This is a genomic window from Dietzia sp. DQ11-71, assembly GCF_014144995.1.
In the GTDB taxonomy this organism is placed as follows: Bacteria; Actinomycetota; Actinomycetes; order Mycobacteriales; family Mycobacteriaceae; genus Dietzia; species Dietzia kunjamensis.
Window position 1 is genome coordinate 1 of record NZ_JAALDT010000023.1, and the last position, 26,281, is coordinate 26,281.

The following is a 26,281-nucleotide window of genomic DNA, read 5'->3' on the forward strand; positions in this document are numbered from 1 at the left end:
GCGGCCACCGCGCGACGGACCGCCGGATCGGCCACCGCCGGCGCGACCGTGTTCAGCCCGAGTTCGAGCTGGGCCGCGCTCTCCAGGGGCGCGGTGGTCACTCCCGGGACCGTGGCGGCCACGTCCGCCGCCACCGGGTTCGCCGAGACGATCGCCATCACCCCGGGACCGCCCCTCAGCGACTCCCCGAGCTGGCCGGCTCCGGTGGCCCGTCGCACGACGATCTGGTCGACCTCGGGCGCGCGGGCCCAGTACCGGTCGTTGCGCACGAATTCGATCTGCCCCCGGCCGATGTCGGCCGTGCGGATCATGAACGGACCCGCGCTCGTCACGGGCAGGAACTGCATCGAACCCTGGAACCCGTCGGGCGCACCCTTGAGGATGTGCGCGGGGAGGAGGTGGGTGAACAGGCCCCGCCAGTGCTCCGGCACGACGTCGAACTCCACGTCGACGACCTTGCCGCCAGCACCGGAACGGACCTCCACGATCCTCTCGTACCCGGCCGGATCGACCACGCCGGGCTGGGTGGTCATCTGCCGCCAGAGGTACTCGAAGTCCTCGGCCGCGACGGGGACACCGTCAGACCACTGCGCCTGCTGATCGATCGTGTACCGGATGGTCGAGGGGGCCCCGGGGACCCGCGCGGCGGAGACCAGGAGATCCCGGTTGAGCGTCTGTTCGCCACCGGGGCCCGGGACGAACGCGCTGGGCAGCAGCAGCGAGGCCACGAGGTCGGTGTCCACGCCCTGGTCGGCCAGGAGGTGCGGGTTGAACCCCGGGTCCACCCTGTTCAGTGCGAGCAGGAGACCGTCCTCCGTGAGGGTGACCGACGCGCCGTCGGTGCGCTCCTCGCCCACCACCGCCGGTGGGGGCGGGTCGGCGACGCACCCGGTGACGACGACGAGGGCCAGCGCGGCGCACACCGCGGCGGCACCCCGCCGGCGCACCGACGCCCCCCTCGTCGTCATCTATTTCCGGTCTAGCCGACCGTCTGCTGGTCGCGCGACTTGGACCGGCTGCGGGCCTTAGCCCGCTCGTTGGCGGTGAGCAGGACCTTGCGCACACGGACCACCTCGGGGGCCACCTCGACACACTCGTCGACGGCACAGAACTCCATGGCCTCCTCGAGGGAGAGGTTCTTGTGCTTGGACAGCGTCTCGGTGGCGTCGGAGGAGGCCGCACGCATGTTCGTGAGCTTCTTCTCCTTGGTGATGTTGACGTCCATGTCCTCCGAGCGCGGGTTCTCCCCCACGACGACGCCCTCGTAGACCTCGGAGCCGGGCTCGATGAAGAAGTCACCGCGGTCGGCCAACCCGAGCAGCGCGAAGGTGGTGGCCTTGCCCGCACGGTCCGCGACCAGCGAACCGGTGTGCCGGGCCCGGATCTCCCCGGCCCACGGCTCGTACCCGGCGGAGTACGAGTTGGCGATCCCCGCACCCCGGGTATCGGTCATGAAGGTGGTCCGGAAGCCGATGAGGCCGCGTGCGGGGACGGTGAACTCCATGCGCACCCAGCCGGAGCCGTGATTGCTCATCTGCTCCATGCGGCCCTTGCGGGCGGCCATGAGCTGTGTGACGGCGCCGAGGTGCTCCTCGGGGACGTCGATGGTCATGTGCTCGAACGGCTCGTGGAGCTTGCCGTCGATCGTCTTGGTGACCACCTGCGGCTTGCCGACGGTGAGCTCGAACCCCTCGCGGCGCATGGTCTCGACGAGGATGGACAGCGCCATCTCGCCACGACCCTGCACCTCCCAGTCGTCGGGCCGCTCGGTGTCGAGCACCTTGAGCGAGACATTGCCCACGAGCTCCTGGTCGAGGCGCGCCTTGACCATGCGCGCGGTGAGCTTCTTGCCGCCGTTCCGGCCGGCCAGGGGCGAGGTGTTGACGCCGATGGTCATGGAGATGGCGGGCTCGTCGACCGTGATGGCCGGGAGGGCGACCGGGTTCTCCGGATCCGCCAGCGTGTCACCGATCATGATGTCGCTGATACCGGCGACCGCGACGATGTCACCGGCGACGGCCTCCTCGGTGGGCACCCGCTCGACACCGTCGGTCTTGAGCAGCTCCGAGATCTTGACGGACTTGGTCTCCTGCTCGCCGCCCGGCAGATTGTGGATCCACGCGACCTGCTGCCCCTTGCGCAGACGGCCGTTGTGGATGCGCACCAGACCGATACGGCCGAGGAAGTTGGAGGCGTCCAGGTTGGTGACGTGGGCCTGCAGCGGGGCGTCGGCGTCCCCGCGGGGGGCGGGGATCACGTCGTAGAGGAGCGCGAACAGCTCGTCGAGGTTCTCCCCCTCCGGCTCCTGGCCGTTGGCCGGCTGGGTGGTGGACGCCTTGCCGGCGCGGCCGGAGGCGAAGACCACGGGCAGCTCGAGCGCGTGTTCGGCGGCGGCCTGGGCGGCGGGGTCCTCCAGATCGGCCGCGAGATCGAGGAGCAGGTCCTGGGCCTCCTCGACGACCTCGTCGATCCGCGCGTCCGGCCGGTCGGTCTTGTTGACGACGATGATGACCGGCAGGGAGGCGGCGAGCGCCTTGCGCAGCACGAAGCGGGTCTGCGGCAGCGGCCCCTCGGACGAGTCGATGAGCAGGACGACGCCGTCCACCATGTTCAGGCCACGCTCGACCTCGCCGCCGAAGTCCGCGTGGCCCGGGGTGTCGATGATGTTGAAGACGAGGTCGGCGCCACCCGCACCCGCGCCGTGTCGTCGCACCGAGGTGTTCTTGGCGAGGATCGTGATGCCCTTCTCACGCTCGAGGTCGCCCGAGTCCATGACCCGGTCCACGAGCTCCGCGCGTTCGTCGAACGCGCCGGACTGGCGCAGCATCGCGTCGACGAGTGTCGTCTTCCCGTGGTCGACGTGGGCGACGATTGCGACGTTGCGGAACTCGGTCAAGGCCATACGCTGGGTTCTCCCTCGGAGGCTTACGGGCGCCCGGGGCGGCTCGTGGGCCGCCGGGCTGGTGGTGGGAATCGACGGCGCTAGTCAGCCGCGATCCACAGGCGCGTCCGGTCGAGCGCGCGTGCGGATCCACTTTACCCGCTGATCCGGACGATCCCCCCATCCTGAGACCACCCCGACAGTGCGGACGCCCTGTGTGTTATTTACATCACGTATAACTTCTGTAACATCAGCACCAGAACGCGCGTCTGCCCGACTCCCGGTGCCCGTGACTCGGGACACTTATGAGAATATCTAGCGGTCGACCGGTCGGCCCGTCCGCCGGTCCGCCCGCCCATCCGAAGAATGGACTCGCCAGTGATCCGCCACTCGCTCAGGACCTCGTTCCGGACCATCGGTCTCGGGGCCGTCGCCGCCGTCGCGGTCGGTCTCGCCGCACCCGCCACCGCCAGCGCGCAGTCGCTCGACGAACTGGGGCGCCCGACCGAGCCCGTGCTCCAGGCGATCGAGAACCTCGCCGAGCAGCAGTGGATCCCCGAGGAGACCCGGGGCACCATCGCCCGCGCCGTCGGGTTCTTCCGTGGCACCGGCGAACCCGGCACCCCGATTCCCGAGAACGGCCCGGTCATCGCGCAGTTCGCCTACCCCACGATCATGCAGCAGTGCATCGGCGGTGAGCAGACCGCCGTCGGTGCCGCGACCGCCGTGCCCGGCCCGGCCGATCTGCCGCTGCCCGGCATCGCCCCCGGCCATCTCGGTTTCATCTTCACCGCCCTGGGCACCGAGGGTGTCGCGGCCCAGCAGGCCCAGCCCATGACCGTCGACTGGATCAACGTCAACAACGGTCGTCGCGGTACCACCGTCCTCGGGTACAACGGCCTCAACGAGGGTGGCCCCGCCACCGTCAACGGGGTCGCCGACACGGGCCCGGGCCAGGTTCTCATGCTCCTGCAGGGTGGCGTCACCACGAACCTGGAGGAGGGCGGGACCGCCAACTGCGTCGCCTTCCCCACCGTGGGGACCGCGTTCGTCCGGTGACCGCCGACGGTAGCGGGCCCCACCCCGTCGCCGACCAGGACCTGACCGAGGCCCGTCTCGCCCTCACCGGCGACGGGCCTCTGGTCGTTCTCAGCGGCGCCGGGATGAGCGCCGAGAGTGGTGTGCCCACCTTCCGCGACGCCCAGACCGGCCTGTGGGAGCGGTACGACCCGTCCGCACTGGCCACGCCGGAAGCCTGGGCACGCGACCGGGACACCGTCTGGGCCTGGTACCGCTGGCGTGAGCGCCTGGTCTCCGGCGCGGAGCCGAATGCCGGGCACGTCGCGGTGGCCCGCGCCCAGGCCCACCGTGACGTCGTGGTGGTCACGCAGAACGTCGACGACCTCCACGAGCGCGCCGGATCGAGCCGGGTGCACCACGTTCACGGGAGTCTGTTCGCCCACCGCTGCGACACCTGCGACGCTCCGATGGAGGTCGGCCCTCCTCCCGCCGAGCCCGTCGACAGCCTCACCCCGCCGAGCTGCGACCGGTGTGGCGGGCGCGCCCGACCGGGCGTCGTGTGGTTCGGCGAGATGCTCCCGGGCCGGCCCTGGGACGCGGCAGTCGACGCGGTCACCTCGGCCGCGGCGGTGCTCGTCGTCGGCACCTCCGGTCTGGTCCACCCCGCGGCGTCACTACCCGGACTCGCCGCCGACGCCCGGATCCCGGTGGTCGAGGTGAACCCGGGCCCCTCGGGACTCGGCTCCGAGGTCTCGGTTCACGTCCGGGCCACCGCAGGGCAGGCGCTTCCTCAACTCTTGGCACCCTGATCCCCTCGGGCCGCCCTTACGGCCCTGCCACACACCGGCTGGCGGAAACCTCTCTGGGGCCGATAGAGCGCGCTAGCGTAGCGCGCAGGGACCCACGCCCGGAGTTCCCGCTCCTCCGTTCGCACGGAGGCCAGGACCGGAGGTCACCTCATGTCTGATTCGTCCCCGGCAACCCCGTCTACCGCCCCGGCCACCACCGCGGTCATCGCCGCCGAGCTGATCGGCACCTTCTGGCTCGTCCTCGGCGGTTGCGGCACCGCCGTGTTCGCGGCCGTCCAGATCGCCACCGCCGATACCGGCGACGTCCCCGTCGGCGTGGGATACCTCGGGGTTGCGATCGCGTTCGGGCTCACGGTCCTCACCGGCGCCTACGCGTTCGGGCACATCTCGGGCGGTCACTTCAACCCCGCGGTGACCATCGGCACCGCGGTCGCCGGACGCCTCCCCTGGTCCAAAGCTCCCGTCTACATCGTCAGTCAGGTCGTCGGGGGTCTGGTCGCGGGCGCGCTGATCCTCGTCGTGGCGAGCGGAAAGGACGGATTCGAGGCCACCGGCAGCATGGCCGCCAACGGCTACGGGGCCAACTCGCCCGACGGCTACGGCCTGCTCTCGGCGCTGCTCATCGAGATCGTGCTCACGGCCCTCTTCGTGTGGGTCATCCTCGGCGCCACCGATCACCGGGCCCCCGCCGGCTTCGCGCCCGCGGCCATCGGCCTCACACTGACACTCATCCACCTCATCTCCATCCCGATCACCAACACATCGGTGAACCCGGCACGGTCGACGGCCGTGGCGTTCTTCAACGGGGGCGGCGCACCGGGCCAGCTGTGGCTGTTCTGGGTGGCACCGATCGTCGGCGCCCTGATCGCCGGAATCCTGTACGGCCCGTTGTTCGGCGCTCGCGGGCTCAACGGTCGATCCGTGGCCGTCTCGGCCTGACGCACCGCCGACGGGGTCAACACGAAGGGCCCGAGGGAGAACTTCCTCCCACGGACCCCTCATCGATGCGGCCGCTCCGAGGCGCGAGGCCTCCTCCGGTCAGTGGCGGGGTTCATCCCCGCGGGTCCGGCCCAGCATCTTGTCCACGATGCCCGGCTTGTCGTCAGGATGACGGTCCGGATCGACGGTGTCGCCGGGCGTCCCGGTCCGGTGCCCCGACCTCGCCTGCGGATCAGAACCACCGGGGACATCGTCGGTCCGGGCGTGACGCCCGCCGGCGTCACCCACTCCGGCGCCGGGTGCTCCGGCGGCCCCGGCGCCCGCTCCGTGGCGGCCCCGGTCACCGGAGTCGATACCGGACCCGGAAGTGGCGGACGAGCCCATACCGGTCCCGGTGGCCATCCCTCCGTGGTCGGTGCCACGGCCACTCCCCTCGTCGGGGACCCGGTCGCCGCGCAACGCACCGCGGTCGTGATCATGGGTGAGGTCGCCACCGCGGTCGCGGTCATGGGTGAGGTCACCGCCCCTGTCGCGATCGTGGGTGAGGCCCCCGTCGCCGCCATGGTCGCGATCGTGCGTGAGACCCCGGTCGCCACCGTGGTCGCGATCGTGCGTGAGACCCCGGTCGCCGTGGTCGCGACCGCGGTCGAGGTCATCAGCACGGCCCTTGGGATCGAGCTTCTCGGCGGTCTGTTCCATCCGCCGGACATCATGCTTCTGCTCGTCGACGGTGCCGCGCTGCCGCTCGGCCTCCACCCGGAGCTTGTCGGCCTCGGCGGCCTTCGCACGGGCCTCCTGCTCAGCCGCGCCCGCCCTGTGCTCCTGCTCGCGGACGACCGCGTCCTGCTGCTCGAGCTGCTGCTCGCGTTCTCGTGCGCTGCGCCGCAGTTCCGCGGCCTCGGTGAGCTTCTTCCGGTTGCTGCTCTTGACGGCCATCGCGATGAGCGCGATCACGATGATCAGCGCGATCACCCCGATGATGATCCAGATGATGGGGTCCACAGCTGCCTCCCTTTCAGGGGTCGGGTTGCGTCTGGAACGTAACCCCGCCCCCAGACGGGTGCCACCGGTCGCGCCTGTGGCGGTATTGGCTCGGCGCCCGCGGCACCGGCCCGGCGCGCGGTGACCGCTAGTGGTGAGCCCGCGGGAGCAGTCCCGCCTCCCGCGCCTCCCGGCTGAGCCGCTCCCGGTGATCCGGGTGCGCCACAGCGATCAGCGCCGCGGCCCGCCCGGCGACCGACTTGCCCCTCAGCTCCGCGATACCGAATTCGGTGACGACGTTCTCGATGATGTTCTTGTGGGTGGTGACCGGACTGCCGGGCGTGAGCGACAGGGAGATCCTGCTGACGCCCCCGGAGGTCTGCGACGGGGTGACGATGAACCCGTGGCCTCCCGGGGAGAACGTGCAGCCCCGGGCGAAGTCCGCCTGTCCCCCGGCCCCCGACCAGTACCGGCCGCCGATGGTCTCCGAGGCCGCCTGCCCGAACAGGTCCACCTCGCTGGTCGCGTTGATCGAGTAGAGATTGTGCTCCTGGCCGATCACCCTCGGGTCGTTGACGATATCCACGGGGAGCATCGCCACAGACGGGTTGTTGTGGAGCCAGTCCATGAGTCGCTGCGACCCGAGGGCGAAGGTGGTGACGTGCTTGAACGGCCGCCCCGTCTTGCGCGACCCGTCGATCACCCCGGCCTCGACGAGGTCCATCACCCCGTCGGACAACGCCTCGGTGTGGATCCCCAGATGACGGTGATCCGTCAGTCGGGACAGGAATGCGTTCGGCAACCTGCCGACCCCGAGTTGGAGACAGGCCCCGTCGGGGACACGCTCGGCGATGACGTCCGCTATCGCGTTGTCCGTCTCCCCCGGTGGCGGCGCCTCCATGGTGATCATCGGGGTGTCGTTACGGGTCACGCCCACCACCTGGGAGATGTGGATGTGGTTGCGCCCGAAGGTGCGGGGCATGTGGGAGTTGACCTCGACGAAGAACGGCACCTGACCGATGAACGAGGCCACGTAGTCGGCGTTCGTACCCATCGAGAAGAAGCCGTGCTCGTCGATCTCCGAGACGGTGGCGATCGCCAAACCGGGAGGAGAGAACTCGCGCAGCGTGGCCGGCACCTGCGCGAAATCGACGGGGATGAGGTCGCAGTGGCCCCGGTGGAAGTTCTCCCGCGACCCGCGACCCAGGAAGTAGTCGACATGCCGGAGCCTGCCCGGGTAGGCCCCCTCCATGAACGGCAGCGACTCCCAGGGGTCCATGTGGTGGACCGTCACGTCGTCCAGTCCGGCGGCGCCGGCGTCCAGCGCCCGCAGCAGCGCGGGTGGGGCGGCGTTCTGGATGGGCACGATGACATGCATCCCCGGCGTGATGTGGTCGAGGACCGTCTCGGCCGGACGCTCCTCGTACTCGACGTTCCTCGTCACTGACCCCTGCTCTCGTAGTTCCGGACGTCGCGGTGCGGTGACACACCCCGGCGGTTTCAGGACAGGGCCGGGATGACCTCGCGCTCGAACAACTCGAGTCCGGAGGTGTCGGTGGCGATCTCGGGGAAGTAGAAAATGCCGTACTCCATTCCCAGCGCCTCGAGCTCGGTCAGCTTCTCGACGATCTGCTCCGGCGTCCCCACCGCCGGGAGCCCGCGGTACGCGCCGAGCTGAAGCTCTGCCTCGTCCTCACCGACGTGCGTCGCCATCCGGTCCTTCAGGTACGCCAGCCGATCCGCGACGTCCTTCTCGGTCTCCCCGATCGCCACATTGTAGTTCGCGGTCCGGGTGATTTCCGCCGGGTCACGACCGATGTCCCGACAATGCCCGAACAGCACCTTCGACTTATGGTCGAAGCCCTCGGCGGTGCCGTCGAAATTGGTGTAATCCGCGTACCTCGCGGCGGTGCGGAGGGTCTTGCGCTCGCCCCCGCCCGCGATCCACAGGGGTATGCCGCTCTCCTGCAGAGGCGTCGGCTGCACGATCGCCCCGTCGACCCGGTAGTGCTCGCCGTCGAGTGAGACCACACCGTCGGACCACGCCTCGGACAGGATGCGCACGCCCTCGTCGAGCATGGCCAACCGCTCACCCGCGGAGGGGAATCCGTAGCCGTACGCCCGCCATTCGTGCTCGTACCAGCCCGCGCCGATCCCCATCTCCACCCGGCCTCCGGAGATGTGGTCGACCGTCGCGGCGATCTTCGCCAGCATGGCCGGGTTGCGGTATCCGACGCACGTGCACATCTGGCCGAGCCGGACCCTGGAGGTGGTCGCACCGAGCGCCGACATCAGGCTCCACGCCTCGTGCGTCGCCTCGGTCGAGGTGAGGGGCGCGGTGTGCATGTGGTCGTACACCCACACCGACTCCCACGGCCCGGCGTCCGCGTGGGCGGCCAGGTCGGAGATGACGGGCCAATGACGGGCGGCCGGCACGTCGACCAGATCGAGGCGCCAACCCTGGGGCAGGAAGAGTCCGAATCGCATGTGCGCGAGCCTAGCTCCGGAACCCGGCCCGGGTGGCCGACCGACGACCGGTTCCGACGGGTGGGCCAGCGCTACCAGATCAGACGCTGCGGTCCTCGTCGTCGTCATCGGGTGGGTCCAGCGTGCCGGCGGCGAGCACGAACCCGGCCGGACGGGGTCCGTCCGGGGCGCTGCCCAACAGCGCGACGCGCACCGTCGATTCGGTCGCACCGGGCTGCCGTTCGCCGATCCTCGCGTCGGCGGGGACCTCCACGTCGGCATCGACGACCGCGGTCTCCACGTGCGCACCGGACCGGACCACGGCACCCGGCAGGATGACACTGTCGCGGACCCTCGCACCCGCTTCGATGACCGCCCCGGGCCCCACGACGGAATGCTCGACCGTCCCGTGGACCACCGCGCCGTGGCCGAGCAGTGACCCGACGACCTGCGCCGCCTCCCCGGTCCGGGCGGGACCGCTGAAGGCCGACGCGGTCCGCAGGGACCACCCCGGGACGTCCAGCTCGTGGACCGGGGACTCGCCGAGGAGGTCCATGTGGCCGGCCCAGTAGGACTCGACGGTCCCCACGTCCCGCCAGTACCCCTCGTGCCGCCACTCCCGGGCGTGCCCCGCCCCGACCATGGCGGGCAGGATGTTGTCCCCGATGTCGCCCAGGTCCCCGGCGCCGCCGGCGGTGACGACGTCCTCGTGGGCCCGCTCGAGGTAGCTGATGAGGGCGGTCGTGTTGAAGACGAAGATCTCCGCGCAGATCAGGTCGCCGTCCGGATCGTCCGGCTTGTAGCGGTACTCGGTGACGGCCCCGTCCTCGCCCACCCGGACCACGCCGTAGCGGGAGGCGTCCTCGGGGGCCACGCGAGTGGTGACCATGGTGAGCTCGGCGAACGAATCCAGGTGATCGCGGACCACCTCGTCGTAGTCGAGGCGGTACACCGCGTCCGCACTGACCACGACCGTGACGTCCGGGGCCGCCTCGCGCAGGGGCTCGATCTGCTTCCACAGTGCGTCCGCGGTCCCCGAGTGGAAACCGTCCCGGCCCGTGCCCTGCGACGGGTGGAGCACCAACAGACCGCCGTCGAGTCGGTCGAGGTCCCACGGGCGGCCGCTCCGCAGATGGGACCCCAGGGACACCGGATGGAACTGCTGCACCACCCAGACATCCCTCAGGCCCGAGTTGGCGGCGTTGCTCAGGGAGAAGTCCACCAGCTGGTATCCGGCCCCGTAGGGGACGGCCGGCTTGGCCCGGTCCCGGGTGAGCGCACGGAGCCGAGAACCGGCTCCACCTGCGAGGATTATGGTGACTGCCGACAGCGGCGCCATGCGAGGTCTCCTCTCCGGTCAGGCGTGGGACTACCCACCCCATGCGAGTACGACACTCTAACCGGACTGCGGCGTCATCCCACCGGTCGCCAGGCACCGTGTGACCGGATCAGGCCGCGGCGGCTCACGCGGTGGGCTCAGGCATCGGGGGCTGGTCATGAGATCAGGCCGGGCGCTCAGGCGGTGGACAACGCCGCGCCACACTCCTCCAACTCGTCCTCCCCGTCGAAGTACAGGGCCACGTACCGCCCGGCGACCTCGGCGACCTGCATCTCCATGTCGTAGACATCCTTGAGGACATCGGTGCGCATGATTTCGGCCGGGATGCCGTCGGAGACGATCCGCCCGTCCTTCATGGCGATGATCCGGTCGGAATAGGCGGCGGCGATGTTGATGTCGTGGATGACGAGCACGATGGTCTTGCCCCGCTCCGCGGCGGTGCGACGCAGCAACCGCATGATCGAGGTGGCGTGCCGGAGGTCAAGGTTGTTCAGAGGCTCGTCCAGCAGGACATAGTCCGTGTCCTGTGCCAGCACCATCGCGATGTGCGCCCGCTGGCGCTGGCCACCGGACAACTCGTCGAGATACCGGTCGGCGAGGTCCTCGAGTTCCATCGCCCCCAGGGCGTAGTCGACGTGCTCGGCGTCGTCCGGTCCGGGCCGGCCACCGTTGTGCGGGAACCTGCCGAATCCGACGAGCTCCCGCACGGTGAGCCGGATGGAGACGGCGTTCTCCTGGCGGAGCACCGCGAGACGGCGGGCCAGCTCACGCCCACCGTTGACCGACACGTCGACGCCGTCGACGAGCACCGTTCCGGAATCCGCCGCCTGGAGTCGGCTCATGACCCCCAGCAGTGTCGACTTTCCTGCGCCGTTGGACCCGATGAGAGACGTCACGCCACCGTGCGCGAAGCACGCCGTCACGTCGTGCAGGACCCGGGTGTCGCCGTAGGACGAACACACCGACCGCGCCTCGATGCCGCAACCGGCCGACCACCGGTTCTCACCGGATCGGTCGTCGCGGCGTCGGAACGGGAGAAGGGACATGATGTGCCTCTCTTTCAGCGTGCGCGGTTGGTCAGGAGCAGGAACAGGAACAGCAGGCCACCGGCGAACTCGATGACGATGCTCAGGGCGGACTCGACACCGAGGGCGCCGAGGACCATCTCGCCCCCCGCCAGGGCGATCACGCCCAGCAGCGAGGCCACCGGCAGGGTGAACCGGTGCAGGGTGGTGCCGAGCAGGGCGTACGCCGCGTTGGCGACGATGAGGCCGAAGAACATCACCGGCCCGATCAGGGCCGTGGAGGCGGACACCAGGAAGGAGACCACCACCAGGACCACGATGGTGACCCGACGGTGGTTGACACCGAGCGCGACGGCGGGATCGCGCCCCAGCAGCATCACGTCGAGTCGACGACCGAGGATCGCCACGGCGACGAGTCCACCCACGACGATGACCCCGCACGCCACCAGGACGTCGAGTTGGACGCCCCGGAAACTCGCGAACATGGCGTCCTGGACCTGCAGGTAGGCCGCCGGGTCCAGCAGGCGCTGGAAGAACGAGGAGGCGGAGCGGAAGAACACGCCGAACACCACACCCACCAGCAGCAGCAGGTGGATATCGGTTCTCCGACCCCCGAGCAGCCACAGGTAGAGCAGGGTCGACGCGACCACCATGATCGCCGTCTGACCGAGGAACCCGGAGAGGCCGCCGCTCGTCAGGCCCCCGATGACGGCCGCATCGCGCGGGATCATGAAGAACACGAGCATGGTCTGGATGAGCAGGTACAGCGAGTCGAAACCCATCAGCGCCGGCGTGAGGATCCGGTTGCCGGTGACGGTCTGGAAGATCACCGTCGAGACCCCGACCGCGACCGAGACCAGGACGATCGCCACCGCGTGGCGCGACAGTCGGTCGAGGGAGTAGGACCACGCCCTGGAACCGACGGTGTCCGGCAGCCCGGAGAGGACGAGAGCGGCGAGCGCCGCGACGGCCGCGACAGCACACACGAGGGTCACGATCCACCGTCGACGGCGGTCGGCCTCCGCTCTCGTCCGTCCCCGGGTGAGGCTCTCCGGCGGTGCGACGAGGATGGCGGTCTCAGGCATTGCGCACCCCTCTCAGCATCATGGCCAGGAACACGGCGCCGCCGAGGATCCCGACGATCGTCCCGACGGGGACCTCGCCGGCGCCGGGGGCGCCGCCGGCGAACAGCCCGGGCAGCGACCGGCCCACCATGTCGCAGATCAGGACGGTGACCGCCCCGAGCAGTGCCACGAGGGGCAGGCCCCGTCGGGCGTCGTCTCCCACCAGGCGTGAGACGACGTTGGGAACGACGAGCCCGAGGAGCGGGAGGGCACCGACGGTGACCACGGCGACGGCGGCGACCGCGGCCACGATCGCCATCCCGGCGGCGACGACGGTCTTGTGGTCGAGCCCGAGACCGGTCGAGACGTCCTCACCCAGGCCCGCCACGGTGAAGCGGTCGGCGGCGATGTAGGCGAGGACACCGAGGACCGCCACCAGCCACAGCAGCTCGTACCGCCCGGCCAGGACCGCCGAGAAGTCGGCGAGCATCCACGAGTTGAGCATCTGGAGAAGGTCGCGCGACAGGGCCAGGAAGGCTGCGACCGCCCCGATCACGGAGCCGAGCATGATGCCGATGAGGGGCACCACGAACGAGTCCGAGACGGGGACGCGACGGATGCAGGCGAGGAACAGGGCGGTCCCGGCGAGCGCGAACACCATGGCCACGAGCATCTTGGCCACGATCGGGGCGCCCGGCGCGATGATCGCCACCACCACCAGGCCCAGCCCCGCCGATTCGACGGTCCCCGCGGTCGACGGTTCGACGAAGCGGTTGCGGGTGAGCAACTGCATGAGCAGACCGGCGATCGCCAGCGACGCCCCCGCGAGGGCGGCGGCGGCGGTGCGGGGCAGACGGGCCTCGACGAGATAGACGCGGTGCGCCTCGGTGAGCCCGCCGGTGAGCGCGTCCCACACGGTGATGTCGGCCGCGCCGACGAACACGCTCGCGACGAGCGAGAGCACGAGCGCGACGACGCCGAGCGCCGGCCACAGCGAGGCGCGCTGCGGTCGGCGCTCGACCAGGGTCGTCGTCATGAGAAGTGGACTCCCACCGTCAGGAGACGGCGGAGTCGATCTCGTCGATCATCGACTCGAGGACGCCGATGCCGCCCCCGACGAGGTACCAGTTCTGGCCGTCCAGGAAGTGGACGTTGTCGTTGGTCGCGGCGTTGGTCCGGTTGAACAGCGGGTTGTCGAGCAGGGCGGTGGCCGCCTCGCCCTCGGCACCGATCGCGGCGTCGCGGTCGATGACGAAAACGTGGTCGGGGTTCAGCTCGGCGATCTGCTCCCAGCTCAGCGGCGCGCCGTGGCTGCCCTCGGACTCGAACTCACCGGCGGGCGTCATGCCGAGCTCGTTGAAGATGAGGTCGAAGCGTGAACCCGGTCCGTACCCCGTGACCTTGCCACCGGAGGTCATGAGCACCAGCGCCGTGCCCGCGCCCTCGGCCTTGGCGCGGGTCTCGGTGACCATCTCGTCGATCTCGGCGAGCTCGTCCGCGGCCTTGTCCTCGGCCCCGAACAGCGCGGCGATCTCCTCCACCTTGGCGCGGTTGGAGGCGATCGTCTCGGCGGTGTCCGGGTCGCCGGCGATCACCTGGTCGGAGATCTTGGCGAACTCGGGCTCCATCGCGCGGGTGCGGTTGCCGAACAGAATGAGGTCGGGCCCCAGTTCCGCGATCACATCCATCTTCGGCTCCTTGAGGCTGCCGATGTCCTCGTACTCATCGCCCGCGTAGGCGTCCAGCGCCTCCGGGAAGACCCCGGTCTTGACCAGGCCGACGACGCGATCCTCGAGATCGAGCTCATCCAGCGTGTCGGCCGCGGCGTGGCTGGTGAGCACGACGCGGGTCGGCCCCTCACCCTCGTTCCCGGCGGACTGTGCATCCGAGCTCCCGCAGGCGGTCAATGCGCCACCGGTCAGCGCGATGGCGGCCGTCGCTGCGACGATCTTGGGGAATCGCTTCATGTCACTCCAAGGTTGGTTCGGAAGGTTAGGCTCACCTTAAACACCCTCGCGGCTCCTGGGCAAGTCTTAAGTATGGCTTACCTAACTTCGACAGTTTGCCAGCCTCACGGCCCGGACGATCCGGGACCCTCCGACTCCCCCGGGGTGCGGGGCGACCGGATGCGACGGGCTGGCGGACGACGCACAATCGACGGTATGAGCACCGAACGCGAGTACGACCAGGACACCGACGGCGATTACGACGAGAACACGCTCGACGGCAGCGAGGGTCTCGACGCCGACACCATCTCGACCGACGGTGAGGACCTCACCGTCGACGCGCCGGAGTCGTGGAAGCCCGTCGAGGAGAACGACACTCTCGACGAGAAGCTGTCTGCCGAGCGCCCCGACGTCGACACCGCGGAGCCCGAGGACAAGGGCGTCGCCGAGGAGCCCCGCGACCAGATCGACGACCTCGACCCCGACGGCGAGACGCGCGTTCTCGGCGAGGCATAGAGCCCGGGCGGGGCGATCAGCCCCGCCGCCATGCCCGGCGGGAGGAGGTCTCGCGGTGAGCACCCCGAGCATCCCGGAGGCGATGCGCGCGCAGGATCGCCGTCGATTCCTCCCGCCGGAGGTCGTGGCCGACCACGAACTCGACGCCCCGCTACCGATCGGGTTCGGCCAGACCAACTCACAGCCGTCGACGGTCGCGGCGATGCTCTCGCTCCTCGAGCCGTTCCCCGGGATGCGGGTGCTCGACGTGGGCTCGGGCAGCGGGTGGACCTCGGCTATCCTCGGCGAACTCGGGGGGCCCGATTCCTTCGTGTCCGCCGTCGAACTCGTCCCCGAGCTGGTCGAACGCTCCCGGGCGGCGATACGACAACCCTGGGTACGTGTCCACCCCGCCGAGCCCGGGACGCTGGGCCTCCCCTCCCTCGCCCCGTTCGACCGCATCCTCGTCTCCGCGATGGCCGACGACCTCCCCTCGGAGCTCGTCGACCAGCTCACCGTGGACGGCGTCATGGTGGCGCCCTGGGCCGGGGTGATGCACCGCGTACGCCGGACCGATGACGGCATCGACGTGACCGAGCACGGCGGGTACCGGTTCGTCCCCCTGCTCCACACCCGATTCTGACCCCGTGACCCCGGCCACTATCCTGGGGGAAGTTTGTCCACCTCCAGAACCAGGAGCCCCTGATGGCCGACTTCCTCTACGAGGACCTTCTTCCCGTCGGGGAGGACACCACCGAATACCGCCTCCTCACCACAGAGGGCGTGTCGACGGTCGAGGGCCCCGACGGGATGACGTTCCTGCGGGTGGACCCCGAGGCCATCCGTCTGCTCACCGAGACGGCGATGCACGACATCTCCCACTACCTCCGTAGTGACCACCTGGCCCAGGTCGCCAAGATCCTCGACGACCCCGAAGCCAGCGACAACGACAAGTTCGTCGCCCTGGACCTGCTCAAGAACGCCAACATCGCCGCGGGCGGCGTGCTCCCGATGTGCCAGGACACCGGTACGGCCATCGTCAAGGGCGAGCGCGGCCAGCACGTGCTCACGCCCGGTCCGGACGAGCAGGCCGTCGCCCGCGGCGTGTACGACGCCTTCACCCGGCTCAACCTGCGCTACTCGCAGAACGCCCCCCTCACCATGTGGGACGAGAAGAACACCGGGTCCAACCTGCCCGCGCAGATCGAGATCGGCGCCAACACCACCCCGGGCGGCGAGAACGCCTACAAATTCCTCTTCATGGCGAAGGGCGGCGGGTCGGCCAACAAGTCGTTCCTGTACCAGGAGACCAAGGCGATCCTGAACCCCGACCGGATGATGCAGTTCATCGAGGAGAAGATCCGCTCGCTCGGAACGGCCGCCTGCCCGCCGTACCACCTGGCGATCGTCGTGGGCGGTACCTCAGCGGAGTTCGCGCTGAAGACCGCCAAGCTCGCCTCGGCGCACTACCTGGACGAGCTCCCCCGCGAGGGCGCGATGACCGGACGTGGCTTCCGCGACGTCGGGCTCGAGGAGAAGGTCTTCGAGCTCACCCAGCAGATCGGGATCGGCGCGCAGTTCGGCGGCAAGTACTTCTGCCACGACGTCCGCGTCGTCCGCCTGCCCCGCCACGGCGCCTCGCTGCCCGTCGCGATCGCGGTGTCCTGCTCGGCGGACCGTCAGGCCAGGGCCAAGATCACCCCGGAGGGCGTGTTCCTCGAGCAGCTCGAGTTCGAGCCGGGCCGGTTCCTGCCCGCCACCACGGACGCGGAGCTCGACGCCGCAACCGACGGCATCTCCGGCACCGGCAAGGGCGCCGCGGTGCGGATCGACCTCAACAAGCCGATGCCGGAGATCCTCGCCGAGCTGAGCAGGCACCCGGTCAAGACCCGCCTGTCCCTGACCGGCCCGCTGGTCGTGGCCCGCGACATCGCGCACTCCAAGATCAAGGAGCGGCTCGACGCCGGCGAGGAGATGCCGCAGTACCTCAAGGACCACCCCGTCTACTACGCCGGACCGGCCAAGACGCCGGAGGGCATGCCGTCGGGATCGTTCGGGCCCACCACCGCCGGCCGCATGGACTCCTACGTCGAGCAGTTCCAGGCGGCGGGCGGATCCATGGTGATGCTCGCCAAGGGCAACCGCTCCAAGCAGGTCACCGACGCGTGCGCGACCCACGGCGGGTTCTACCTGGGCTCGATCGGCGGTCCGGCCGCGCGCCTGGCGCAGGACTGCATCAAGCACGTGGAGATCCTCGAGTACGAGGAGCTCGGCATGGAGGCGGTGTGGAAGATCGACGTCGAGGACTTCCCCGCCTTCATCGTGGTGGACGACAAGGGCGAGGACTTCTTCGCCCACACCGGCGAGGTCACGCTGACGATCGGCAAGCGCCCCGGCCTCTGACCCGCCCGCGTTCCCGGGTTCCCGCGTTCCCGCGTTCCCGCAGATCCGCTACTCGTTTTCCGGATCCGCTACTCCAATTCGAGTAGCGGATCCGGAATGCGAATAGCGGATTTCGTAGGGCCGACGGGCGGAAGTCCGAGTCAGGCGTCGGTGCCCGCAGCCGCCGCCTCGATGGCCGCCACGTCCAGCTTCACCATGTCCATCATCACCGCGAACGCGCGCGCCGCCGCCTCCCGGTCCTCGCCGCGCCACAGATCGTAGAGGGACTGCGGCGCGACCTGCCACCGCACTCCGAAGCGGTCGATCAGCCACCCGCACTGCACCTCACGGCCCCCTCCCGCGAGCAGACCGTTCCAGTAGTGGTCGATCTCCGCCTGGTCGGCGCACCGGATCTCCAGGGAGATCGCGTCGGTGTACTCGGGGTCCGAGCCTCCGTTGAGCGCGATGAAGGGCCGCCCGTCGAGCTCGAACTCCACGGTGAGCACGTCCCCCGCCTTCGGTCCCGGGGTGTCGACGGGGCTGGTGTCCACGGCGACCACGCGCGAGTCGGGGAAGACCGAGCAGTAGAACTCGGCGGCCTCCTCCGCCTGGGTGGCGAACCACAGACAAGTGGTCATCACGGCCATCGCGGCCTCCTCCCGGGGCTCGCCCGGTCGGGCGGATCGCCCGCTCCCAGTCTCCACGGCCCGGCGCCCCCCGGAAAGGACTCGGGCATCACGGTTCGGCATCGGCGGCGGCGGTGGGCGGGGTGGGCCCGGTGGGCGGGCGGCTAGGATCTCCGGCATGGACAGGATCACGCGTGTCCTCGCCCCCCTCGCTCTCGCCGTCGCCCTCGGTACCGGCCTGGTCGCCTGCTCCGCCGACGACGGTGGCGGCGCCGGTGAGTCCGCCGCACCGGTGTCCTCGACGGAGACGGCGACGACGACGAGGTCGACCCCCGTCCCGGGGCCCGCGGACTCGGGCGTCGACATCCCGGTGGCCGTTGCGGACCGCTGGAACGAGCTCGGCGGCGAGCAGAGCGATCTCGGCCGGGTGACGGGGCCGCCGACGGCTGTGGAGGGCGGCTCGGTCACCGACTTCGAGCGGGGGGCGATCGTGCTCACACCGTCCGGGAACGCGTTCGTGGTCCAGGGCGAGATCCTCGCCGCCTATCGCGAGGCGGGCGGCCCCGCCGGTGAGCTGGGCTTCCCCGTCTCGGACGAGACGACGACCGACGGCGGGTGGATCTCGGCGTTCGAGAACGGCACGATCGCGTTCCTGGACGGTCGGCCGGTCGTCGAGGTGCGGTGACGACCACGGCGCCGGGCGAGTAGCACCGTTGGAGACCGTCGCGATCTACCTCATCGTGGTGTTCGGGTGCGGGTTCGTCGCCCGGATGATGCGCCTGCCCACCCTCATCGGCTATCTGGCCTCGGGGTTCATCCTCCACGCGCCCGGCATCGAGGCCCTGCCCGTGGTGGACTCACTCGCCGACCTCGGCGTGACGATCCTGCTCTTCACCATCGGGCTCAAACTCGACGTGCGGATGCTCCTGCGGCGTGAGGTCCTCGCCACGACGGCCGCCAACCTCCTCGCGGTCGCGGGAGTGACCGCCGGCTTCCTGGGGATGCTGTCCATCATCGGGGTGCGGTTGCTGGCCGGCGCGGACTGGCAGGTGGTGGCCCTGCTCGGCTTCGCGCTGTCGTTCTCCAGCACCGTCTTCGTCGTCCAGGTGCTCGACGTGCGGTCCGACGCCCACACCCTCTACGGCCGGGTCGCGATCGGCATCCTCGTCCTGCAGGACGTGGTGGCGGTCGCGTTCCTCACCGCGATGACGGGCGACCCGCCGAGCCCGTGGGCGTTGGCGTTGCCACTGTTGCTCCCCGCGGTGTGGCTCGTCCGCCGGGCCTGGAGCAGGCTGGGTCACGGCGAACTGCAGGCGTTGTTCGGGATCACCATGGCGCTGGTGCCGGGGTACTGGTTGTTCGAGAGCGTCGGCATCAAGGGCGACTTCGGGGCGATGGTGGTGGGAGTCCTCCTCGCCTCGCACCCGCGCGCCGCCGAGTTGTCCCGGACCCTCTTCGGTCTGCGTGAACTCCTGCTCGTGGGTTTCTTCGTCTCGATCGGCCTCCACGTCACGCCCACCCCGGAGACCCTGTTGCTGGGCCTCCTGCTCGTGGTGTTGCTCCCCCTGGAGGCCGCCGTGTTCACCCTCGTGCTGGCGGCGTTCGGGCTGCGCAAACGGACCTCGATCCTGGCGGGCCTCGCGCTGGCCAACTTCTCGGAGTTCGGGCTCATCGTCACCGCGACCGGGGTCGAGGCGGGTCTCGTCGAGCAGGACTGGCTCGTGGTGGTGTCGGTCGCGGTCGCCGCGAGCTTCGTGATCTCGACACTGGTCAACCACCGCGGGACGCGGCTCGTGGCGCGGTTGTCCTCGCTCGTACCCACCCTGCGGGACGAGCGCACCCACCCGGAGGACGCCCCGCTCGACATCGGTCACGCCCGGGTGCTGGTCCTGGGGGTGGGCCGGGTGGGCCGCGCGGTGCGGGACCGTCTGACCGAGGAGTACGGTCTGACGGTCATCGGCGTGGAGAACGACCCCGTGAAGGTCGCCAGGCTCCGCGAGCAGGATGTCCACGTGATCGAGGCCGACGCGACCGACGACGACTACTGGGACCGCTGCGTGAACGACGAGAAGGTGGACATCATCGTGCTGGCCATGCCGTTCCACGGCTCGAACCTCATCGCTCTCGAGCAGGTGGACGCGCGGGACTTCGAGGGCACCGTCGCGGTGGTCGCCCAGTACGACGACGAGAGGGACGAACTCATCGCACGGGGAGCGGACGTGGCCTTCCACATCTTCGAGGGCACCGGGGTCGGTCTGGCGGACAGTGCCGCCGAGGCCGCGGGGGTGCGTGAATGAGGTCTGCCGGCCGACGACCCTCCGCCGCGCCCCCCACACCACCCACCGCACCGCCGATCCCCACACCCACACCCACCGCGTCGGTGCCCGCCACGATGCTCCTCGCACTCGCGCTCACCGGGGCGATCGGGCCGTTCGCGACCGACACCTATTTGCCCGCGCTGCCGCTGATCGTCGAGGAGTTCCGGATCACGGCCTCCACCGCCCAGCTCACCCTCACGGCGTTCATGGTCTCGCTGGCGGCGGGGCAGCTCGTGATCGGGCCCCTCTCCGACCGGGTGGGGCGGCGGACGCTGCTCGTCCTGGGCTCGGTGGGCACCGCACTCGCGGCAGTGGTGTGCGCGCTGGCCCCGTCCATCTGGATCCTGGTGCTCGGACGCGTCGCGCAGGGCTTCGCCGGTGCGGCCGGGATCGTCCTGAGCAAGGCCGTCGTGGTGGACGTCGGGCGCGGTGCGGGCGTGGCCAAGGCGTTCGCCACCCTCATGGCGATCCAGTCCGTCGCCCCGGTCATCGCACCGCTCATCGGCGGCGCGGTCGTGCCGTTCGGCGGCTGGCGAGGCGTGTTCTGGCTGCTGGCCGGCCTGTCCGCCATCACGGTCGTCGGGGTCCTCGTCGCGGTGCCGGAGTCACTCCCGGCCGCGTCCCGCCGTACCGGGGGCGTGCTGTCCACCTTGAGGGACATGCGGGGCGTCGCCACCCATGGCCCGTTCATCGCGCGCGTGTCGGTGTTCGTGTTCACCTTCGGCGTCCTGTTCGCCTACATTTCCGCCAGCCCGTTCCTCTACCAGGACATGGTGGGCCTGTCCCCCACCGCGTACTCGGTGGCGTTCACCGTCAACGCGCTGGGGATCCTGGTCTCGAACCTCGCGGGCGCCCGGCTGATCGGCCGGTTCGCCCCGGAGAAGATCATGCGCACCGGCGTGGTGGGCATGGTGACGGCGATCGTCCACCTCGTCGTCGTCGTCGCCCTCTCCCCCGCCGGCACCCTGGGGTTGGCACCGGTCACCGTGGGGTTCGTCCTGCTCACCCTGTCCGTCGGGTTGGTCCTGCCCAACGCCGCGGCACTGTCCATGCAGGCCACCCGGGGCCGCTCGGGCTCCGGATCGGCGCTCCTCGGCGCCGCCCAGTTCGGACTCGCCGCCGTGGTCTCCCCGCTCACCGGACTCGCCGGACCGCACTCGGCGATCCCGCTGCTCGTCGTGATGGGGGCGTGCGCCGTCCTGGTCGTCGCGGCGACGTGGGCGGTGATCAGCCGGCCAGTGCGCGCCACGTGAGCGCTGCGGCGAGCGCCCCGACGGCGTTGAACGCCCAGTGCAACCCGATCGGGGCCAGGAGGCTGCTGCTGCGGCGACGGATCCAGATGAACCCGGCCCCGGCCACCGAGGTCGCGGTCACCGCCAGGCCGATCCCCGCGAGCTGACCCGCCAGACCGGTACCGAGGACCTGTGCGAGGCCGGCGTTGCCGGCCGTGAGCCCGAGAGACGACGTGACGTGCCACAGTCCGAACGCCGATGACCCGATCACGAACACGCCCGTGGTGCCGAAGGTCCGCTCGAGCGCCCCCTGCAGGACCCCGCGGAACGCGAGCTCCTCGGGAAGGACCGTCATCAGGGGGATCAGCACGAGCGCCGAGAACACCGCCATGCGCAGGTCCGAGTAGCGCTCGGACAGGAAGAACGGGCTCGTCGCCGGGATCAGGCACCCGGCCGTGACCACGGCCACCACCAGCACCGTCGCCGCGAGACCGTACGCCAGCCCGCGGGGCATGTGCCGCGCCGCCAGCCCCAGGTCCGACCACCGCATCCACCGCGCCTTGGCGACCACGACCAGCACGAGAACGGCCAGTGGCACGATCCACTCGCGGAAGGGCAGACCCGCCAGGTTGGCGGTGAGATTGATGGCGACCAGCGTGGCCAGGACCGCGGCGACGCCCGCCACCCCGCGCAGACGGGAGCGGCCGGGCAGGGACGTCGACGTCGTGGTCATCAGTCGCGACGATACCGCGCGGCCCGTCCGTACCAGGGGTATGGTGACACGGACGACCACGTCACGTGATGGGGGTGTCCACCATGGCAACGGTGACCTCGACCGCGTCTCGCGCCCTGACCGGCGCCCGCCGCAGGGTGGGCCTCGTGGTCCGTTCCCGGGTGGCGGGTGACGACGCCGACGCGAGACGCCAGCAGATCTGGCACTCCGAGGGCGAACGCTGGAACTCCCCCGACGACGCCATCTGCCGCGTCAACGGGGACGCCTCCATGTTCGCCGGCGGACTCACCGCCCTCCTCCTACAGTCCCTGCACCCTCTCGCCATGGCCGGGGTGGCCGACCACAGCGACTACCGGGGCGACCCGTGGGGGCGCCTCCAGCGCACCTCGCAGTTCATCGCGACCACGACCTTCGGCACGGTCACCGACGCCTCCCGGCTCATCCGGGCGATCAACGGTGCGCACCGCGCGGTCGTGGGCACCGACTACCGGGGGCGCCCGTACGACGCCCGCGACCCCCACCTGCTGCGCTGGGTCCACGTCGCCGAGATCTGGAGCTTCCTCGAATGCCACCGCCTCTACGGGCGCGAGCCGCTGACGCCGGCCGAACGAGACGACTACGTACGACAGGCCTCGAGAACCGGGCTCATGATGGGCGCCGGGGAGGTGCCCCTCACCGTGCGCGACCTCGACGCGGCGTTGGAGGAGTACCGGCCGGAGCTCGAGGCCTCGCCCGCCGCGCTCGACGCGCGCCACTTCCTGCTCGACGGACCACCGATGGGACTGACCGACAGGCCCGCCTACGCGCTGCTGCGGGAGGGAGCCGTCGCGGCGCTGCCGGGGTGGGCCCGGACGATGCTCGAACTCCCCGACGGGCCGCTCGGATCCAGCGGACTCGGACGGGCATTGGGACGCGCCGGTGTCTCCTCACTGCGCTGGGTCCTCGACGCGATCGAGTGACGCGGCGCTACCCTGTGACGATCCGACCCTCCGGGGTCGGCCCTGTCGTCCGCGGGTTCCCCCCGCCCGTTGAGAAGTGAGGTCTGTGATGGCCGGTGGACTCGCCGCCCTGCTCGATGACGTCGCGGTGCTCGCGCGCATGGCAGCGGCCAGTACCGACGACGTCGCCGCCGCCGCAGGCCGCGCCGGCGTGAAGGCCGCCGGCGTGGTGGTCGACGACACCGCCGTGACCCCCCAGTACGTCCGCGACGTCGACCCGTCCCGCGAACTGCCCATGATCCGCAAGATCGCCATCGGGTCACTGGGCAACAAGGCGATCATCATCGTCTTCGCACTCCTGCTCAGCCAGTTCGTGCCGTGGATCCTCACCCCGATCCTCATGCTGGGCGGGCTCTACCTCTGCTTCGAGGGGGCGGAGAAGGTGTGGGAGCGGATCTCCGGACACCACGAGGAGGCCGCCCCCGTCGTGGACCGGGGCCCGGACGCCGAGGCGAAGATGGTCCGCGGCGCCGTGACCACCGACTTCATCCTCAGCGCCGAGATCATGGTGATCTCCCTCAACGAGGTCGCGTCGGAGTCCTTCTGGTCCCGGGCGATCATCCTGGTCGTCGTGGGGCTGGGCATCACCGCGCTCGTCTACGGCGTCGTCGCGGTGATCGTGAAGATGGACGACGTCGGCCTCCACCTGGCGGGGAGGGAGTCCCCGGGTGTGCAGCGGTTCGGCCACGGCCTGGTCAAGGCCATGCCGACGGTGCTCGAGGTGATCTCCTTCGTCGGCATGCTGGCCATGCTGTGGGTCGGTGGCCACATCCTCCTCGTGGGGCTCGACGAACTCGGCGTGACGGGGCCGTACCACCTCGTGCACGTCCTGACCGAGCCCGCGGCGGGCGTCGCGGGCGTCGGCGCGGTACTCGCCTGGCTCGTCGACACGGTGTGCGCACTGGTCTTCGGCCTCGCGGTGGGCGCGGTGGTCGTGGCGATCATGCACCTGATCCCGCGACGGAGCTCCGGGTCGCACGCCGGGGCGGACGCCGACTCCGACGCCGGGTCCGGCACCGACGCCGGGGGCGCGCGCGGTGACCACGGCGGGGCGACCCGAACGAGGACGGGAGAGGACACCGGCCACTGATGCTGTTCACGGTGGGGCACGGCAGGTTGGATCGCGACGAGCTGGCACGGTTGCTCACCGGCGCCGGCGTCGAACTCCTCGTGGACATCCGGCGCTTTCCCGGGAGCCGCGCGAACTCCGCCGCTGCCAAGGGCGCGGTGCCCGAGATAGTCGGCGAGGCGGGGATCGACTACCGCTGGGAAGAGGACCTCGGCGGCCGCCGCAGCCTCACCGCCGACAGGCGCCGGGCCTCCCCCGACACCTGGTGGCGGGTCGAGGCGTTCCGCGCCTACAGCGCCTGGACCCGGGACCCTGCATTCCGCGCCGCCCTGGATCGGGTCGTGGCCGACGCCCGATCGCGACAGGTCGCGGTCATGTGCTCGGAGTCAGTGTGGTGGCGCTGCCATCGTCGGATCGTCGCCGACGTCGTCGCCACGGTCCACGGTCTGCCCGTGGGGCACCTGATGCACACCGGAAAGATCACCGAGCACAGTCCGAGCGAGGGCCTGCGGCTCGACGAGCACGGCGAACCGGTCTGGGATGGCTGACCCCGCGCGGCCGGCGTCACCGATGGCCTAGTCTCGCGCCATGTATCCCGCCTCGACGCCCGCCGCCAACCTGACCCCCGTCGCCGCCCTGCTGGGCACCTGGCGAGGCGAGGGGGCCGGTTCGTACCCGACGATCGACGACTTCACCTACACCGAGGAGATCACGTTCACCGACGTGGGCAAGCCCTTCCTGCACTACGTGCAGCGCACGTGGAGCCCCACCGGATCCCCCATGCACACCGAGACCGGATACCTCCGGGTCCCGGGTGACGGTACGGCCGAGTTCGTCCTGTCCCAACCCACCGGGCAGACCGAACTCTGCGAGGGAACGCTCGTCGCCGAGGCGGACGCCCTGGTGCTGGAGTTCCACTCACGCGTGCACAACAGTGCGAGCGCCAAGCAGGTCGACACCACGCACCGCCGCTACGAGACCGTCGACGACCGGATCACCACCACGTTCGCCATGGCAGCGGTCGGCCAGCCCCTCACCCACCACCTGCGTTCCGAGCTGCGCAGGGCCTAGACCGCAGCACAGGGCCGGTCGGTCACGAGGAACGACGAACTGATCCGGGCGCTGCGCGACCACCGACCGCCGGGGCCAGCCGCGAGCGTCAGCGCGCGGCGCGGTCGCGCAGAACCAGCCGTGACAGCCCATCCAGCGCGAATCCGAGGATGCCGATCACGAGGATCACCGCCATGACCTGGTCGTAGGCCAACTGGTCGCGGGCGTTGAGGATCTGATAACCCAGGCCGGACCGCACACCGAGCATCTCCGCGGGCACCAACACGATCCAGGCCGTCCCGAGCGCGAGGCGGATGCCGCCCAGGATCGCCGGCCGGACCGCGGGGATGACGACCCGGGTCAGGCGCTCCCAGCCGCTGGCGCCCATGGTCCGGGCCACGTCGAGGTACCCGGGATCCATCGCGTTGACGCCTGCCGAGGTCGAGAGCATGATCGGCCACACCGCCGCGGCGGTGACGAGGAAGATCACGGGCTCGTTGCCGATCCCGAACACCGCGATGGCCACCGGTGCCCAGGACAACGGTGAGATCATCCGCAGGAACTGCACGAGCGGACCCGCGACCGCCTCCGCGGTCCGCCGCAGTCCCAGCCAGAGCCCCAGCGGCACCCCGAGAAACGCGGCGACGGCGAGTCCCGCGACGAGTCGGTACAGACTGACCGCCGCGTCGGACAGCAGCACTCCCCTGTCGAGCAGGTCGCCGAAGCCAGACCACGTCTCGGCGGGTGACATCCCGCCGATCACCGGGTCGTCGGTGACGAGCCCGGAGGTGAGCAGGGCCCACACGCCCAGGCCGATGAGCAACCCCAGTAGCCCCGCGGCCCAGCGTGTGAGCAGACCCGACGGCCCGGCCCCGACGGCCCGGCGGCCCCGGCGGGAGCCGGGCGCG

General features: G+C 70.5%; 26 protein-coding genes. 13 read left to right on the top strand and 13 right to left on the bottom strand.

The genetic code is table 11. From position 1 onward, the window contains the following. Nucleotides 1-968, bottom strand: a 968-nt coding sequence (locus G6023_RS00890; protein ID WP_241727590.1) for an ABC transporter substrate-binding protein, incomplete at its 3' end; no start/stop codon positions are given. 11 nt (nucleotides 969-979) lie between these two features. After that, complete coding sequence (gene typA, locus G6023_RS00895) at nucleotides 980-2,902, bottom strand: translational GTPase TypA (RefSeq protein WP_067718464.1); 1,923 nt, start codon at nucleotides 2,900-2,902, stop codon at nucleotides 980-982. A 357-nt stretch (nucleotides 2,903-3,259) separates the two neighbouring features. Here typA and G6023_RS00900 point away from each other — a divergent pair, with 357 nt between their 5' ends. The 3 genes from G6023_RS00900 to aqpZ all read left to right on the top strand — a co-directional run bounded on the left by G6023_RS00900 (nucleotide 3,260) and on the right by aqpZ (nucleotide 5,649). Beyond that, nucleotides 3,260-3,940: an Rv1157c family protein gene (locus G6023_RS00900; RefSeq protein ID WP_082924021.1), complete on the top strand. Its 681-nt coding sequence runs from the start codon at nucleotides 3,260-3,262 to the stop codon at nucleotides 3,938-3,940. Further along, nucleotides 3,937-4,710 carry an SIR2 family NAD-dependent protein deacylase gene (locus G6023_RS00905; protein WP_119191768.1) on the top strand — a complete coding sequence of 258 codons (774 nt, stop codon included), beginning with the start codon at nucleotides 3,937-3,939 and terminating at the stop codon, nucleotides 4,708-4,710. Before G6023_RS00900 ends, G6023_RS00905 begins: the two co-directional genes overlap by 4 nt. Nucleotides 4,711-4,860: 150 nt before the next feature. Then, entirely contained in the window at nucleotides 4,861-5,649 is a 789-nt protein-coding gene (gene aqpZ, locus G6023_RS00910) for an aquaporin Z (RefSeq protein WP_182633839.1), read from the top strand. 99 nt (nucleotides 5,650-5,748) lie between these two features. On the opposite strand, the gene G6023_RS00915 is transcribed toward aqpZ, so the two are convergent. The 8 genes from G6023_RS00915 to G6023_RS00950 all read right to left on the bottom strand — a co-directional run bounded on the left by G6023_RS00915 (nucleotide 5,749) and on the right by G6023_RS00950 (nucleotide 14,491). Further along, on the bottom strand, nucleotides 5,749-6,651 hold the full coding sequence (locus G6023_RS00915; RefSeq protein WP_182633840.1) for a hypothetical protein: 903 nt from the start codon (nucleotides 6,649-6,651) through the stop codon (nucleotides 5,749-5,751). A gap of 127 nt (nucleotides 6,652-6,778) precedes the next feature. After that, nucleotides 6,779-8,008 (bottom strand): acetyl-CoA hydrolase/transferase family protein, encoded by a 1,230-nt coding sequence (locus G6023_RS00920; protein WP_120284354.1) that lies wholly within the window; start codon nucleotides 8,006-8,008, stop codon nucleotides 6,779-6,781. A 122-nt stretch (nucleotides 8,009-8,130) separates the two neighbouring features. Further along, nucleotides 8,131-9,117, bottom strand: coding sequence for an LLM class F420-dependent oxidoreductase (locus tag G6023_RS00925; protein ID WP_182633841.1), 987 nt, complete (start codon nucleotides 9,115-9,117; stop codon nucleotides 8,131-8,133). Nucleotides 9,118-9,196: 79 nt separating this feature from the next. Next, nucleotides 9,197-10,435: a glucose-1-phosphate adenylyltransferase family protein gene (locus G6023_RS00930; protein WP_182633842.1), complete on the bottom strand. Its 1,239-nt coding sequence runs from the start codon at nucleotides 10,433-10,435 to the stop codon at nucleotides 9,197-9,199. Nucleotides 10,436-10,611: 176 nt separating this feature from the next. Then, entirely contained in the window at nucleotides 10,612-11,481 is an 870-nt protein-coding gene (locus G6023_RS00935; RefSeq protein WP_182633843.1) for an iron ABC transporter ATP-binding protein, read from the bottom strand. Nucleotides 11,482-11,495: 14 nt separating this feature from the next. Continuing rightward, a complete protein-coding gene (locus G6023_RS00940; protein WP_182633844.1) occupies nucleotides 11,496-12,545 on the bottom strand; it encodes an iron chelate uptake ABC transporter family permease subunit in 1,050 nt (349 codons plus the stop codon). After that, on the bottom strand, nucleotides 12,538-13,560 hold the full coding sequence (locus G6023_RS00945; protein WP_182633845.1) for an iron chelate uptake ABC transporter family permease subunit: 1,023 nt from the start codon (nucleotides 13,558-13,560) through the stop codon (nucleotides 12,538-12,540). The genes G6023_RS00940 and G6023_RS00945 overlap by 8 nt, the downstream gene beginning before the upstream one ends. A gap of 19 nt (nucleotides 13,561-13,579) precedes the next feature. Beyond that, entirely contained in the window at nucleotides 13,580-14,491 is a 912-nt protein-coding gene (locus G6023_RS00950) for a siderophore ABC transporter substrate-binding protein (protein ID WP_182633846.1), read from the bottom strand. A 195-nt stretch (nucleotides 14,492-14,686) separates the two neighbouring features. Between G6023_RS00950 and G6023_RS00955 the strand changes: the two genes are divergently transcribed. From G6023_RS00955 to G6023_RS00965, 3 genes are all read left to right on the top strand, one after another. Next, a complete protein-coding gene (locus G6023_RS00955) occupies nucleotides 14,687-14,986 on the top strand; it encodes a hypothetical protein (protein WP_067718488.1) in 300 nt (99 codons plus the stop codon). A 55-nt stretch (nucleotides 14,987-15,041) separates the two neighbouring features. Continuing rightward, nucleotides 15,042-15,608, top strand: coding sequence for a protein-L-isoaspartate O-methyltransferase family protein (locus tag G6023_RS00960; protein WP_347570691.1), 567 nt, complete (start codon nucleotides 15,042-15,044; stop codon nucleotides 15,606-15,608). Between the two features lie 62 nt (nucleotides 15,609-15,670). Then, nucleotides 15,671-17,368 carry a fumarate hydratase gene (locus G6023_RS00965; RefSeq protein WP_182633847.1) on the top strand — a complete coding sequence of 566 codons (1,698 nt, stop codon included), beginning with the start codon at nucleotides 15,671-15,673 and terminating at the stop codon, nucleotides 17,366-17,368. Between the two features lie 140 nt (nucleotides 17,369-17,508). On the opposite strand, the gene G6023_RS00970 is transcribed toward G6023_RS00965, so the two are convergent. After that, nucleotides 17,509-17,994: a VOC family protein gene (locus G6023_RS00970; RefSeq protein ID WP_182633848.1), complete on the bottom strand. Its 486-nt coding sequence runs from the start codon at nucleotides 17,992-17,994 to the stop codon at nucleotides 17,509-17,511. 157 nt (nucleotides 17,995-18,151) lie between these two features. Here G6023_RS00970 and G6023_RS00975 point away from each other — a divergent pair, with 157 nt between their 5' ends. The 3 genes from G6023_RS00975 (at nucleotide 18,152) to G6023_RS00985 (ending at nucleotide 21,544) form a co-directional block, all read left to right on the top strand. Further along, nucleotides 18,152-18,658 carry an LGFP repeat-containing protein gene (locus G6023_RS00975; protein ID WP_067718496.1) on the top strand — a complete coding sequence of 169 codons (507 nt, stop codon included), beginning with the start codon at nucleotides 18,152-18,154 and terminating at the stop codon, nucleotides 18,656-18,658. 28 nt (nucleotides 18,659-18,686) lie between these two features. Beyond that, a complete protein-coding gene (locus G6023_RS00980; RefSeq protein ID WP_182633849.1) occupies nucleotides 18,687-20,270 on the top strand; it encodes a cation:proton antiporter domain-containing protein in 1,584 nt (527 codons plus the stop codon). Between the two features lie 83 nt (nucleotides 20,271-20,353). Next, complete coding sequence (locus G6023_RS00985; RefSeq protein WP_347570692.1) at nucleotides 20,354-21,544, top strand: multidrug effflux MFS transporter; 1,191 nt, start codon at nucleotides 20,354-20,356, stop codon at nucleotides 21,542-21,544. Here the strand turns inward: G6023_RS00985 and G6023_RS00990 are convergent. Continuing rightward, a complete protein-coding gene (locus tag G6023_RS00990) occupies nucleotides 21,519-22,256 on the bottom strand; it encodes a CPBP family intramembrane glutamic endopeptidase (protein WP_182633851.1) in 738 nt (245 codons plus the stop codon). The genes G6023_RS00985 and G6023_RS00990 overlap by 26 nt on opposite strands. An 83-nt stretch (nucleotides 22,257-22,339) precedes the next feature. On the opposite strand from G6023_RS00990, the gene G6023_RS00995 reads away from it, so the two are divergent. From G6023_RS00995 to G6023_RS01010, 4 genes are all read left to right on the top strand, one after another. Further along, nucleotides 22,340-23,215, top strand: coding sequence for an oxygenase MpaB family protein (locus G6023_RS00995; protein ID WP_182633854.1), 876 nt, complete (start codon nucleotides 22,340-22,342; stop codon nucleotides 23,213-23,215). Between the two features lie 88 nt (nucleotides 23,216-23,303). Further along, entirely contained in the window at nucleotides 23,304-24,344 is a 1,041-nt protein-coding gene (locus G6023_RS01000) for a DUF808 domain-containing protein (protein WP_182633852.1), read from the top strand. Continuing rightward, nucleotides 24,344-24,871, top strand: coding sequence for a DUF488 domain-containing protein (locus G6023_RS01005; protein WP_067718508.1), 528 nt, complete (start codon nucleotides 24,344-24,346; stop codon nucleotides 24,869-24,871). The genes G6023_RS01000 and G6023_RS01005 overlap by 1 nt, the downstream gene beginning before the upstream one ends. A 40-nt stretch (nucleotides 24,872-24,911) precedes the next feature. Continuing rightward, on the top strand, nucleotides 24,912-25,394 hold the full coding sequence (locus tag G6023_RS01010; RefSeq protein WP_096905211.1) for a heme-binding beta-barrel domain-containing protein: 483 nt from the start codon (nucleotides 24,912-24,914) through the stop codon (nucleotides 25,392-25,394). Nucleotides 25,395-25,482: 88 nt separating this feature from the next. Here G6023_RS01010 and G6023_RS01015 read toward each other — a convergent pair. Further along, a partial coding sequence (locus G6023_RS01015) for an ABC transporter permease (RefSeq protein WP_472986409.1) occupies nucleotides 25,483-26,281 on the bottom strand: 799 nt, incomplete at its 5' end.